Source organism: Corallococcus exercitus, from assembly GCF_042231735.1.
Classification (GTDB): domain Bacteria; phylum Myxococcota; class Myxococcia; order Myxococcales; family Myxococcaceae; genus Corallococcus; species Corallococcus exercitus_B.
Genome location: NZ_CP102577.1, coordinates 8,773,033 through 8,787,894, shown reverse-complemented (window position 1 = coordinate 8,787,894; position 14,862 = coordinate 8,773,033). Strand labels below are relative to the sequence as shown.

Below are 14,862 nucleotides of genomic sequence, written 5' to 3'. Positions count from 1 at the left end.
TCCGAGGAGGTCCGGAGGTCCTGAGGTATCCTCCGTCCAGGCGCGGGGGCCTCCCCCGGCACCCCCGCGCCCCCCGCTCCCATGACCGTCACCCTGATTGATCTCCTCGACGAGCGCAGCCGCCGTCATCCGGATCCGCGCCTCTACACCTTCCTGGAGGACGACGCGGAGGTGACGCTCACCCGCGCGGAGCTGGCGTCGCGGGCGCACCGCATCGCCGCCGCGCTCCAGTCGCTCGCGGCCGAAGGCGAGCGCGCGGTCCTGCTCTACCCGCCCGGCGTGGACTACCTCTCCGGGTTCTTCGGCTGCGTGTGCTCGGGCCTGGTGGCGGTGCCGGCGTATCCGCCGGATCCGTCCCGGCTGGAGCGCACCCTGCCCCGCCTGCGCGCGCTCATCGCGGACTCCGGCGCCACGGTGGTGCTCACCACGTCCGTCATCCTGTCGATGGCGGAGTTCCTCTTCACGGACGCGCCGGAGCTGCGCGCGCTCAAGTGGGTGGCGACGGACGCGCTGGACGCGAGCGACGCGGCGGCGTGGAAGCGGCCGGACGTGACGGCGGACACGCTGGCCTTCCTCCAGTACACGTCCGGCAGCACCGGCACGCCCCGGGGCGTGATGCTCAGCCACGGCAACCTGCTGCACAACCTCACGGCCATCCGCCGCGCCTTCCAGACGCGCGATGACAGCGTGGGCGTCATCTGGCTGCCGCCGTACCACGACATGGGGCTGATTGGCGGCGTGCTGGTGCCGCTGGCGCAGGGCTTCCACACGGCGCTGATGTCGCCGCTGTCGTTCCTCAAGCGGCCCCGCGCGTGGCTGGAGGCGCTGACCCGCTTCGGCGGCACCATCAGCGGCGGACCCAACTTCGCGTTTGATTTGTGCGTGCGGCGCATCCCGCCCGCGGAACGCGAGGGGCTGGACCTGAGCCGCTGGGAGGTGGCGTTCTGCGGCGCGGAGCCCATCCGTCCGGACACGCTGGCGCGCTTCACGGAGGCGTTCGGCCCGTACGGCTTCCGGCGCGAGGCGTTCTATCCCTGCTACGGCCTGGCGGAAGGGACGCTCATCGTCTCCGGCGGCGCGAAGGAGGCCGCGCCCGTCCTGCGCGACGTGGACGCGTCCCTGTTGGAGGCGGGCTCGGCCCGGGCTCCGGAGCGCACGGCCCGGACGTTGGTGGGCTGCGGCGCGACGCTGCCGGATCAAGGCCTGTGCATCGTGCAGCCGGACACCGGCCGCGTGCTCCCGCCGGGCGAGGTGGGTGAGGTCTGGGTGAAGGGGCCCAGCGTGGCGCGGGGCTACTGGCGGCGCGAGGAGGAGTCCGCGCGGGTGTTCCAGGCGAGGACGGAGCAGGGAGACGGGCCGTACCTGCGGACCGGGGACCTGGGCTTCCTGGACGCGGGGGAGCTGTACGTCACGGGGCGCGCGAAGGACCTGATCATCCTGCGGGGACGGAACCTGTACCCGCAGGACCTGGAGGCGGTGGTGGAGGAGAGCCACCCCGCGCTCAGGCCGGGGTGCGGCGTGGCCTTCAGCGTTGAGGTGGACGGCGAGGAGCACCTCGTCGTGGTGCAGGAGGTGGATCCGCGCAAGTGGGACGGCGACGCGGCCCCGGTGCTGGGCGCCATCCGTGGAGCGCTGGCGACGAGGCATGAGGTGAGGCCCCACGCGGTGGTGCTCATCGAGCCCGGGAGCCTGCCGAAGACGTCCAGCGGCAAGGTGCAGCGGCGGACCACGCGGGAGGCGTTCCTCGCCGGAGGGCTGCGCGAGCTGCACGCATGGCGGGCGGTTGGATTGGCCGAGCTGGATGCGCATGGCGCGCATCCGGAGCCGGAGTCCCGCGAGCCGCACGCAGGCGCGACGACTGGAGCGGATGCGCGCAAGGCGCCTTCGGAGCTGGAGTCGGGCGAACCGAACACGCGGCGAGCGACCGGGTTGACCGACACGCACGCGCACGGCGCGCATTCAGTGCGGGAGTCCCGCGAGCAGCACGCGGGGAACGCAACCGCGACGGTTGGTCCGGACGCGCAGGGTGCGCCTTCGACGCTGGAGACCCGCGTGCTCGCTCGGGTGGCGGCGCGCCTGGGTGCGCGGGTGGAGGACCTGGATGTCCGTACTCCCCTCACCCACTACGGGCTGGATTCGCTGGCGGCGGTGGAGCTGGCGCATGCGCTGGAACAGGCGCTGGGCGTGCCCGTGCCGATGGAGTCATTGCTGCGCGGCGCGAGCGTGGCGGAGCTGGTGCGTGACGCGACGGCCGTGCGCGCGGTGCCGCGTCCGGAGGTTGTGCGCGTGCCTCGCGCGGAGTCCATGCCTCTCTCCTTCGCGCAGGAACGGCTTTGGTTCCTGGACCGCTTGGAGCCGGGCAGCGCCTTCTACAACGTCCCCGTCGTGTCGCGGCTGGACGGGACACTGGACGTCTCCGCGCTGGAGCGGAGCCTCCAGTTCCTCGTGCGCCGCCATGAGTCCCTGCGCACCGTGTTCGTGGAGACGCGCGGCGAGCCGGGCCAGCGCATCCTCCCGGACCTGGCGCTGCCCCTGTCCGTCGTGGACCTCACGTCCACGCCCGGCGATACACGCGAGGCCTCGGCGCGGGAGCTGGCTCGCGAAGAGGCACGGCGGCCCTTCGACCTCGCCCGGGGTCCGCTGCTCCGGGTGACGCTGCTGAGGCTCGAGCCCGCGCGGCACTGGCTGCTGCTCACCGTGCACCACCTGGTCGCGGATGGCTGGTCCATGCGCGTCCTCGTGCGGGAGCTGTCGGAGGCCTACGCGGCGTTCTCCACCGGCCGTGCCCCTGCCCTGCCCGAGCTGCACTTGCAGTACGCCGACCACGCGACATGGCAGCGCGACTGGCTGCGCGGCGAGCGGCACGAGGACCTCCTCGGGTGGTGGCGCCAGCACCTGGCCGGTGCGCCTCCCGTGCTCGACCTCTCCGGCGACCGCCGCCGGCCCCGCGTGCAGTCCTACCGCGGCGCCCAGTGCGTCCACCGCCTGACGCAGGCCGCGTGGGAGCGGGTGAAGACCCTGGCTTCGCGCGAAGGCACCACGCCCTTCGTGGCGCTGCTCGCGGGCTTCCAGGTGCTGCTGCACCGCTACACCGGCCAGGAGGACCTGGTGGTGGGCGTGGACACCGCGCACCGCTCGCGGCCGGAGACGGCCGGCATCGTGGGCCTGTTCGTCAACCAGCTCCCGCTGCGCGGCGACCTCACCGGGGAGCCGTCCTTCCGCGAGCTGCTGCGCCGCGACCACCGCGCGGCGCTGGAGGCGTGGGCGCACCAGGACCTGCCCTTCGACGCGATGGTGCGGGGCCTCAACCCGGAGCGCAGCCTCGCGCACGCGCCCCTCTTCCAGGTGAAGCTGGTCCTCCAGGACGCCGCGTCCGGACCGGTGCGCCTGCCCGGCCTCACGCTGACGAGCACGCTCGGCGACACGGGCGCCACCAAGCTCGACCTCACGCTCTCCGTCACCGACTCCGGCGAAGGCCTGGAGCTGCTGTGCGAGTACGCCACCGACCTCTTCGACGCGGACACCATCGCGCGGATGCTCGGGCACCTGGAGGCGCTGCTGGACGGCGCGGCGGCGCACCCGGAGCGGTCCATCTCCGCGCTGCCCCTGTGGACCCAGGAGGCCCAGGGCCAGGTGCTGGAGGCGTGGCGTCCCACCGGGCCCGCCGTGGCTCCGGATCTCGCGCATCGTCTCTTTGAAGCGCAGGCCCGCGCCACGCCGGACGCCATCGCCGTCGCGCTCGGAACCACGACGCTGACGTACGCGCGGCTGGAGGCGCGCGCGAACCAGCTCGCAAGGCACCTCGTCGCGTCGGGAGTGCGTCCTGAGGCAGTGGTGGGCGTGCACCTGGAGCGCACCCCGGACCTCGTGGTGGCGCTGCTCGGAGTGCTCAAGGCGGGCGGCGCGTTCCTGCCGCTGGATCCGGCCCAGCCTCCCGCGCGGCTCGAAGCGATGCTGCGCGAGGCCCGGGCGTCCATCCTCCTGAGCGATGAGTCGCTGGCGGACCGGCTGGCGCCGCAGGGGGAGCTGCTGGTCCTCCTGGACGCGGACCGCGCGGCGCTGGAGGCACGGCCGGAGCTGCCGCTGTCCCCCGCGCCGGCCGTCACGCCCGCGAACCTCGCCTACGTCATCTTCACCTCCGGCTCCACCGGCACGCCCAAGGGAGCGCTGCTGGCGCACCACGGCCTGTGCAACACGGCGCTCGCGACTCGCGACGCGCTGGGCCTGCGCCCCGGAAACCGCCTGTTGCAGATGGCGTCCATCGGCTTCGATGCGTCGGTGAGCGAGGTCTTCTCCACGCTCCTGTCCGGCGCGACGCTGGTGCTCGCGCCCACGGAGTCCCTGCTGCCGGGACCGCCGTTGCAGTCGGTGCTCGCCTCCGAGCGCATCACCGCCCTCACCGCCACACCCACGTCGCTGGCGCCGCTGGACCCGTCGGCGCTGCCCCTGCTGGAGGCCGTGGCCTCCGTGGGCGAGGCGTGCACGCCGGAGCTCGCGTCGCGCTGGAAGCCGGGCCGGCGCTTCCTCAATGCCTACGGCCCCACCGAAGCCACCGTCTGCGCCACCATCGACCTGGACGTGACGCCCGAGCGTCCGTCCATCGGCCGCGCCATCCCGGGCGCGCGCGTGGCGGTGCTGGACGCGCGCGGAGAGCCCGTACCCGTGGGCGTGCCCGGCGAGCTGTACGTCGGCGGCCCCGGCGTGGCGCGCGGCTATCTGGAGCGGCCCGCGCTCACCGCCGAGCGCTTCGTGCCGGATCCGTTCTCCACCGAGCCCGGCGCCCGCCTGTACCGCACGGGCGACCGCGTGCGCACGCTGTCCGACGGACGGCTGGAGTACCTGGGCCGCCGCGACGCGCAAGTGAAGGTGAACGGCATCCGCATCGAGCTGGGCGAGGTGGAAGCCACGCTCGCGCGGGTCCCCGGCGTGCGGCAGGCGGTGGTGCTCCCGCGCGAGCACGCGGGCGAGACGCGGCTGACGGCGTGGCTCGTCGCGGACGAGTCCCTGGACGTCACCGCCGTGCGCCGCTTCCTCAAGGAGCGGCTGCCAGACGCCTTCGTGCCGTCCGCCTACGTGCGGCTGGACGCGCTGCCGCTCACCCCGGGCGGCAAGCTGGACCGCAACGCCCTGCCCGCCCCCAGCGCCCCGAAGCCCGCGCCGGACGCTCCCTTCGCCGCGCCCGTCTCAGCGCTGGAGCAGCGCATCGCCGAGGTCTGGGCGCGCGTGCTCGACGTGCCGCGCGTGGGCCTGCACGCGCACTTCTTCGAGGACCTGGGCGGAGGCTCGCTCCTGGTCGTGAAGGCCAGCACGCAGCTGCGCGAGGCCCTGGGCCGCGACGTCCCCGTCACCCACCTCTTCGAGCACCCCACCGTCGCGAAGCTCGCCGCGAGGCTGGAGCGCGACGTGCCTCCGCCCCCCGGTCCCACGTCCCCGCCGCAGGCCCCGCGTGAGGGCCCTGGAGGTAACTCCGGCGACATCGCCATCATCGGAATGGCGGGGCGCTTCCCAGGCGCTCCGGACGTGCACGCCTTCTGGCGCAACCTGCGCGACGGCGTGGAGTCCATCACCCGCTTCTCGCACGAGGAGCTGGAGCCGTCGCCGCTGTTCCCGGACGCGCTGAGGAGCCACCCCGACTTCGTCCCCGCGGGCGGCGTGCTGGAGGACGCGGACACGTTCGACGCGGCCTTCTTCGGCCTGTCCCCGCGCGAGGCGCAGTGGATGGATCCGCAGCAGCGCCTGTTCCTCCAGTGCGCGTGGAACGCCCTGGAGGACGCGGGCTACGACGCGGAGCGCATCGCCGCGCCCGTCTCGCTGTACGCGGGCGCGGGCAGCTCCAGCGTGCACCTGCTGTCGCTGCTGGGTCAGACGCGCAAGGACCCGGCCTCGCTGTTCGAGGCGCTGGGCACGACCAGCGGCGAGAACGTGGCCACCAAGACGGCCTACAAGCTGAAGCTCGGCGGCGAGAGCCTCAACGTCTACACGGCCTGCTCCACCGGGCTCGTCACGGTGCACCTGGCCTGCCAGTCCCTGCGCACCGGGCAGTCGGACCTGGCGCTGGCGGGCGCGGTGAAGGTGTCGCTGCCGCAGCGCACGGGCTACCTCTTCCAGGAGGGGATGATCCTCTCCCCGGACGGCCACTGCCGCGCGTTCGACGCGAAGGCGCGAGGCACCGTGCTGGGCAGCGGCCTGGGCGTTGTCGTGCTCAAGCGCCTGTCCGACGCAGTGCGCGACGGGGACCGCGTGTACGCCGTCATCAAGGGCTCCGCGCTCAACAACGACGCGGCGTCGAAGGTCAGCTACACCGCGCCCAGCATCCAGGGGCAGAGCGAGGTCATCGCGCGGGCGCTCGCGGCGGCGGGCGTGGACGCGGACAGCGTGGAGTACGTGGAGGCGCACGGCACGGGGACCGCGCTGGGAGACCCCATCGAAGTGGCCGCCCTCACGCGCGCCTACCGCGCGCACACGCAGCGCACGGGGTACTGCGCGCTGGGTTCGGTGAAGACGAACATCGGGCACCTGGACACGGCGGCGGGCATCGCCGGCCTCATCAAGGCCGTGCTCGCGCTGCACCACGGCGAGCTGCCGCCCAGCCTCCACTTCCAGCAGCCCAACCCGGAGATCGACTTCGCGCGCAGTCCCTTCTTCGTGAACACCGCCCTGCGGCCATGGGAGCGCGACGGACGGCCCCGCCGCGCGGCCGTCAGCTCGTTCGGCATCGGGGGCACCAACGCGCACGTCGTGCTGGAGGAGGCGCCTTCGCCGCGGCCTGCTCCCGGCCCCCGCCGTTCGCGGCAGCTCGTCACGCTGTCCGCCCGCACGCCCGGCGCGCTGGAGACGGTGGCGCGGGAGCTGGCCGACCACCTGGAGGTCCGCGCGAACGTGGACCTGGCGGACGTGGCCTTCACGCGCAACGCGGGCCGCAAGGGCTTCGAGGTGCGCCGCACGGTCGTGGCGGAGGACGTCACCGGACTCGTAGAGGCCCTGCGCAAGCCGGGCACGACGTCCACCGTGCGCGACGTGGACGCCCCACCCGCGCACCGCGTGGCCTTCCTCTTCCCGGGCCAGGGAGCCCAGGCCGTGGGCATGGCTCGCGAGCTGTTCGACGCGGAGCCGCGCTTCCGCGAGGCGCTGGAGTCCTGCCTCGCGCTGCTCCCCTCCGTGGGACTGACGCAGGACCTGCGGGCCGTGCTGTTCCCCGCCGCCGGTGAGGAGGCCCGCGCGGAGGCGGCCCTCTCCGAGCCCCGCTACGCCCTGCCCGCGCTGCTGGCCGTGGAGGTGGCGCTGGCGCGGTGGTGGATGGCGCTGGGGTTCAAGCCCGGCGCGCTGCTGGGACACAGCTTCGGCGAGTACGCGGCGGCGCACCTCGCGGGGGTGATGTCGCTGGAGGACGCGCTCCGGCTCGCGGTGGTTCGCGGCGAGCTGATGACGCGGATGCCTCCGGGCGGAATGCTCGCGGTGGGCCTGTCCCCGGAGGACGTGGCCTCGCTGCTGCCCTCCTCGCTGGAGGTGGCCGCGCACAACGGCGTGGACCGGTGCACGGTGTCCGGACCGCTGGAGCCGCTGGCCGCGCTGGAGCGGACGCTCGCGGGCCGGAAGGTGGGCGTGGTGCGCCTGGCCGCGTCGCATGCGTTCCACTCGCGCGCGGTGGAGCCGCTGATGCCCGAGCTGGAGCGGGCCGTGTCGGCCATCGCGCTGAAGGCCCCTGCCCTGCCGCACGTGTCCAGCCTCTCCGGGACGTGGATCCTCCCGGAGGAGGCCACGTCGCCGCGCTACTGGGCACGGCAGATGCGCGAGCCGGTGCGCTTCGCCTCGGGCCTGGACACGCTGCTGCACTCGGGTCACGGGCTGCTCATCGAGGCCGGGCCTGATCAGGGCCTCACGGCGCTCGCGAAGCTGAAGCTGCGCGCGGTGCAGGACACCGTGGCCGTGCCGTCGCTGCGCCGCTCGGGCACGTCCACGTCCGACCTCCAGACGCTGCTGGAGTCCGTGGGCGCGCTGTGGCGGATGGGCACGAAGGTGGACTGGGACGTGCTGCACGCCCATGGTCCGCGCCGACGCGTGTCGCTGCCGGGCTACCCGTTCGAGGCCGAGCGGGTCCACGTGGACGTCCGGCCCGCGCTGCCCCTGCCGGAGGCGCCGGACGTGGCGGTGGCGCCCGTGGTGGCACCGGCGCCCGTGGTGCCCCCGGTGCCCGTGGCTGTGTCCGCGCCGTCCAACCTCAGTGACATCGAGCTGAAGCTGACGGAGCTGTGGCGCGAGCGGCTGGGCCTCACGGACATCGGCCTGGACGACAACTTCCTCGACCTGGGCGGCAACTCGCTGATGGCCGCGCAGCTGCTCACGCGGCTTCGCGAGACGTTCCGCACGCAGGTGCCGCTGAGCGACCTGTTCGAGGCCCCCACCATCGCGGGCCTCGCGGAGCGCATCGAGGCCCGGCTCCTGGCGGAGGGACGCTCCGTCACGGAGGAGGCGCAAGGCCCGGGGACGGCCATCCAGCCCTGGCCCCGCACGGGCGAGCTGCCCCTGTCGTACGTGCAGGAGCGCGTCTGGGAGATGGAGGCGCGGGAGCCGGGCAGCTCGCTGTTCAACGAGCCGCTGGCGGTCCGCATCTCCGGAGCGCTGCGGCCGGACCTGCTGGAGCGCGGCGTCAACGAGGTCATCCGCCGCCACGAGTCGCTGCGCACGGTCTTCGTCCAGGAGGGCGGCCGGGGCGTGCCGCGTCTCCTGCCGGAGGTACGCGTCTCGCTGCCGGTGGTGGACCTGCGCGGCTTCGCCGGGGATCGCGAGGCGGAGACCCTGCGGCTCGCGCGCATCGAGCCCGCGGCGCCGTTCGCGCTGGACCGGGGTCCGCTCGTGCGCGTGCGCCTGCTGCGGCTGGCGGACACGGAGCACGTGCTGCTCGTGACCATCCACCACATCGTCGCGGACACGCTGTCGCTGGTGAACCTCATCCGTGAGGCCGTGGCGCTCTACACCGGCTTCGTGCACGGCGTGCCCGTGCCGCTGCCGGAGCTGTCCATCCAGTACATTGACTTCGCATTGTGGCAGCGGCAGGCGCTGGCCGACGGCACGCTCGCGGATCAGCAGGCGTACTGGCGGATGAAGCTGGCCGGACGTCCGGGGCCGCTGTCCCTGCCGCTGGACCGGCCTCGCATCCCGGGAGCGAAGCGGCGGGGCGCACGGCACTCGTTCGCCTTCCCGCCGGAGCTGGGCGTCGCGCTGAACGCGTTCGGCCAGCGCGAAGGGCTCACCGCGTACATGACGCTGCTCGCCGGCTTCACGGCGCTCCTGGCCCGGTGCTCGGGACAGGAGGACATCGTCGTGGGCACGTCCATCGGCAACCGGACGCGCCCGGAGCTGGAGCCGCAGATCGGCTACGTGGCGCACGCGCTGGCGCTGCGCACGAACGTGGACGGAGACCCGGACTTCCGCACGCTGGCCCTGCGCGTGCGGGACACGACGCTCGCGGCGTTCGCGAACCCGGACGTGCCCTACGAGCAGCTGCTGGGAGAGCTGGAGCCCGGCGAGGAAGCGTCACTGGGCCGGCTGTTCGACGCCATCTTCCTCCTGCACGCGCAGGAGGTGTCGGCGCCCATCGAGGACTTCCCCGGTCTGCGGCTGGGCTACTTCGACGTCACGGGGTTGCCCGCGCAGTACGGCACGTCGCTGGCGGACCTCACGCTGCTGATGCGCGAGGACGCGCAGGGCTTCTCCGGGACGCTGGAGTACGCCGTCGACCTGTTCGACGCGGACACCATCGTGCGGCTGCTGTCGCAACTGGAAGCGCTGCTCTCCGACGCCGTCGCGTCGCCCCAGAAGCCGCTGTCACGCCTGTCGCTGGACGTGATGCCCGCGCGAGCCCGACGCCCGGAGCCCCGTGTGGCGGACGCCGCGTCGGTGCCCGCGCTGCTGGAGGCCCGCGCGAAGCAGACGCCGGACGCGGTGGCAGTGCGCCAGGACGGAGCGGTCCTGACGTGGCGGAGTCTGCGGGAGAGGGCACTGGCCCTCGCGGGACAGCTGAAGGCGCATGGCGTGGGGCCGGGGGTCCCGGTCGCCGTGTGCGTGGAGCCCTCCCCTGAGCGCGCCGTCGCGCTGTGGGGTGTGCTCGCGGCCGGAGGCGCGTATGCGCTGGTGTCGCGCGATGGGCTCGGGGAGCTGTCGTCGCTGGGGAACGACGGAGCACCTCCCGTGCTCGTCACCTCCGGTGCGCTTCCTCCCGGAGTGACGGGCCCCGTCGTTCGACTTGATGGCGCGGACGCGGCGCGGGTCCCGGCTTCGGGTGTACCGGCCCGCGTGGAGGTGGAGGGCCTTGCGTGCCTCGCGCGTGAAGGGACGGAGGCCTCACGCCCCCGCGTGATGTTGAGCCACCGCAACCTCGTCCACCGGCTGGCCGCGCTGGATGCACGCGTGGATGCACGGCCCGGAGAGTCGTGGCTGAGCACGTCGGACGGCATCACCGACCTGGCGGACCTGGAGCTGCTCTGGGCCCTGTCCCGAGGGCTTCCGGTGGTGCTGCCGCCCCGGTCCCTGCCCCAGCCGTCCGCGCGGCGGGAGGGCGCCGCGTCGAAGCGGTCGCTGGACTTCAGCCTCTTCTACTTCGCCAACGACGCGGAGGCGTCAGGGCGGAAGAAGTACCAGCTGCTCATCGACGGCGCGAAGTTCGCGGACACCCACGGCTTCAGCGCCATCTGGACGCCCGAGCGCCACTTCCACGACTTCGGCGGCCCCTACCCCAGCCCCACCGCGACCAGCGCCGCGCTCGCCATGGTCACCGACCGGGTGTCCCTGCGCGCGGGCAGCGTCGTCCTGCCGCTCCATGATCCGCTGCGCGTCGCGGAGGAGTGGTCCGTCATCGACAACCTCTCCAACGGCCGCGCGGGCGTGTCCTTCGCCACCGGCTGGAACGCGAACGACTTCGTCTTCGCTCCCCAGAACTTCCACCAGCGCCCGGAGGCCGTGCGGCGCGGCGTGGAGGAGGTGCGCACGCTGTGGAGGGGCGGCACCGTGCGCCGCACCAACGGCGCGGGCGTGGAGGTGGACATCGCCATCCGCCCCCGCCCCGTGCAGGCGGAGCTGCCGCTGTGGATCACCGCCGCGTTCAACCCGGAGACGTTCCGGATGGCGGGCGAGCTGGGCGCGGGCCTGCTGACCAACGTGCTGGGCCTGGGCCAGGACTTCGTGGAGCTGGAGCGCAAGGTCGCCCTCTACCGCGAGGCCCGTCGCAAGGCAGGCCACCCCGGCCGGGGCCACGTCGTGCTCATGCTCCACACCTTCGTGTCCTCCAGCCGCGAGGACGTGAAGCACCAGGCCCGTGAGCCGCTGACGCGCTACTTCCGCAGCTCCGTGGAGCTGATCAACGGCCTGGTCGCCAGTCAGGGCCCGGGCTTCGACGTGCGCTCGCTCACGCCGCAGGACATGGAGGCCCTCCTGCAACAGGGCGTGTCGCGCTACCTCGATGCGGGCGGCCTCTTCGGCACCCCGGATTCGCTCCGCGCGCGCATCGACCAGCTGCGCCAGGCGGACGTGGACGAGGTGGCCTGCCTCATCGACTTCGGCATCGCCCCCGACATCACGCTGGAAGGCCTGCGGCACCTGGACGTGCTGCGCCAGCAGAGCCAGGAGCACGCCCCGCCCCGCCCGGTCTCCACGACCGTCGAAGGCGACAGCGCCGGGACGCTCGCGAACTTCCTGCGCACGAGCCCGCCGGCCCATCTGCGCGCCTCCGTCGCGGTCGCGAGGACGCTCGCGGAGCTGCCGGACGCCGCCGCCGTGCTGGGGCCGGTTCGCACGCTGGTGCTGGACGACTCGGAAGGCCTGCCGGCGGACCTCGCCCGGACGCTCCAGCGCGCGACCTCCGCGCGGATCGTCTCCCCCGCGCCGTTGCTGCCGGAGCCGCACGAGACGACCGCGCCCGGAACGCGCTTCGTGCTGGATGCCTCCGGCCGCCGCGCTCCCGTGGGCGTGGTGGGTGAGCTGTTCCTGGGCGGTGACGCCGTGCCACTCGGCTTCTGGAAGGCGCCGGAGCTGACCCAGGCGCGCCTGCGCGGCTCTCCTGAAGGAACGGGCGCACGCGTCTACGGCACGGGCGCACGCGCCCGCTACCGCGCCGACGGTGAAGTGGAGCTCCTCACGCCCTCACGGCGTGCTCCCGTGCAGCCTCCTGCTCTGAGCACCCGGACCGTGCCCCAGCCGGACACCGCGGCCTCGAGCCTCACGGCACGTCCGGATGCCGCCGCGCGGACGGGCGTCTTGCCCCCGCCGGACACGGCGGCCTCGAACCTCACGGCACGTCCGGATGCCGCTGTGCGAACAGGCATCGTGCCCCGGCCTGGATCCGCGACAGGCGCGCTCCCGATGGGAGCGCCCACGCGCACGCCGCCTCGCGTGGCGCCGCCAGCCATGCCTGACGTCCAGGTCATCCAGCGCGTGCCCCGCACGGGGAACCTGCCGCTGTCGTTCGCGCAGCAGCGGCTGTGGTTCCTGGACCAGTACGAGCCGGGCAGCGCGCTCTACAACATCCCCTCCGCCATGCGGCTGGAGGGCACGCTGGACGTGTCCGCGCTGGGCCGCGCCTTCGCGGAGGTGATGCAGCGCCACGAAGCCCTGCACACCGTCTTCCGCGTCCAGGACGGCGATGGCGTCCAGGTCATCGCCCCGTCCGCGAACGCCACGCTGGAGGTCGAGGACCTGCGCGACTGGCCCGCCGCGGAGCGCGAGGCCGAAGCCCTGCTCCGCGCCCGCGAGGAGGCCCGCACCGCGTTCGACCTGTCGCGCGGCCCGCTCCTGCGCACGCGTCTGCTGCGCCTCGCGGACACCGAACACCTGCTGCTCGTGACGATGCACCACATCGTCTCCGACGGCTGGTCCATCGGCGTGCTCATCCGCGAGGTCGTCACGCTCTATGAGGCCTTCACCGCCGGCCGGCCCGCGACGCTGCCGGAGCTGCCCATCCAGTACGCCGACTACGCCGTGTGGCAGCGCGACTGGCTCCAGGGCGCGGTGCTGGACAAGCAGCTCGCGTACTGGCGCAAGCAGCTGGAAGGCGCGCCGCCCGCGCTGGAGCTGCTCACGGACCATCCGCGCACCGCGGACACGTCCAACCCCGGCGCCACGCACCGGGTGGTGTTCCCGCACGCGCTGATGCAGGGCCTGCGCGCCCTGTGCCGCCGCGAGAAGGGCACCCTCTTCATGGGACTGCTCGCGGGCCTCCAGGCGCTCCTGTCCCGCTACACCGGCCAGGACGACCTCAGCGTGGGCGCGCCCATCGCCGGCCGCAACCAACCGCAGACCGAAGGGCTCATCGGCTTCTTCGTCAACACGCTGGTGCTGCGCACGCAGCTGGACGGCGACCCGACCTTCGTGGAGCTGCTGCGCCGCGTGAAGGCCGTGACGCTGGGCGCCTACGCGCACCAGGACGTGCCCTTCGAGAAGCTGGTGGAGGTCCTGCAACCGTCCCGGCAGGGAGGCCAGACGCCCTTCTTCCAGGTGACGCTGGTGCTGCTCAACACGCCGATGCCGGAGCTCACCGGCCCGGGCCTCACCTTCCGCCCGGTGGACGTGGACAGCGGCACGTCCAAGTTCGACTTCACCCTCGTGTTCACGGAGACGCCGCGCGGACTCCAGACCGCCTTCGAGTACCGCAGCGACCTCTTCGAGCCCGCCACCGCGAAGCGGATGATGGAGCACCTCCAGGTCCTCCTGGAGGACGCGGTCGCGAACCCGGAGCGCCGCCTGTCCCAGCTGGAGCTGCTCACCGCCGCCGAGCGCCAGCGCATCCTCGTGGACTGGAGCACCACGCCGTTCGACGGTCCGCCCGAGCCGCTGGTGCACGACTCCTTCGAGGCCCAGGCCCGCCGCACGCCCGGCGCCGTGGCGGCCCTCTTCGAGGGTGAAGCCCTCACGTACGCGGAGCTGGACCGCCGCTCCAACCAGCTCGCGTGGCACCTGCGCGAGCGCGGGGTGCGTCCGGGAGACCGGCTCGCGCTGTGCCTGGAGCGTTCGCTGGAGATGGTGGTGAGCGTGCTGGCCGTGCTCAAGGCGGGCGCGGCCTTCGTCCCCATGGACCCGGCCTACCCCGCGGAACGCCTCGCCTTCATGCTGGAGGACGCGGGCGCGAACCTCGTCGTCACGCAGGGGCGGCTCGTCTCGCTCCTCCCCGCGACCGGCGCCCAGGTGGTGTGCGTGGACACGGAGCAGGCCACCTTCGACCGGCTGCCGCCCCACGCCCCGCCGCGCGCGGTGTGGCCGGACTCGCTCGCGTACATCATCTACACGTCCGGCAGCACGGGGCGCCCCAAGGGCATCGCGGTGGCGCACCGCACGCTGTCGTGGGTGGTGGCGTGGACGCGTCAGCGCTCGCCCAAGGTGGACGCCATCACGTTGCAGTTCGCGTCCCTCAACTTCGACATCTCGTACCAGGAGATGTTCACGTCCTGGTCCGTGGGCAGCTCCGTCGTGATTCCCACGTCGGAGACGCGGCAGGACATGCCCGCGCTGCTCGCGTTCATGGCCCGCCACGGCGTGGAGCGGCTGTTCCTGCCGTTCATCGCACTCCAGAGCATGGCGGACGCCGTGGCCCACGGCGCCCCGGTGCCGGAGCGGCTGGTGGAGGTCGTCACGGCCGGCGAGCAGCTGCAGGTGACGCCCGCGCTCGTGGCCCTCTTCGAGCGGCTGCCCCAGAGCATCCTGGAGAACCAGTACGGCCCCTCCGAGGCGCACGTCGTCAGCGCCTACCGCCTGCGCGGTCCGCCGCGGACGTGGGAGCGGCTGCCCCCGGTGGGCATGCCCGTGCCCGCCACGCGGCTCTACATCGTGGACCCCACCGGCCGCCCCTGCCCCATCGGCGTGCCCGGCGAGGTGATG

Annotated in this window: 1 protein-coding gene (only partly in view); it reads left to right on the top strand. The window is 73.4% G+C overall.

Annotated features, from left to right (window positions below):
• Positions 1-81: 81 nt before the first annotated feature.
• Positions 82-14,862: the 5' portion of a non-ribosomal peptide synthase/polyketide synthase gene (locus NR792_RS35315; protein ID WP_375757105.1), read on the top strand. 14,607 nt of this gene lie beyond the right edge of the window; only the first 14,781 of its 29,388 coding nucleotides appear in the window; it begins with the start codon at positions 82-84; the stop codon falls past the right edge of the window.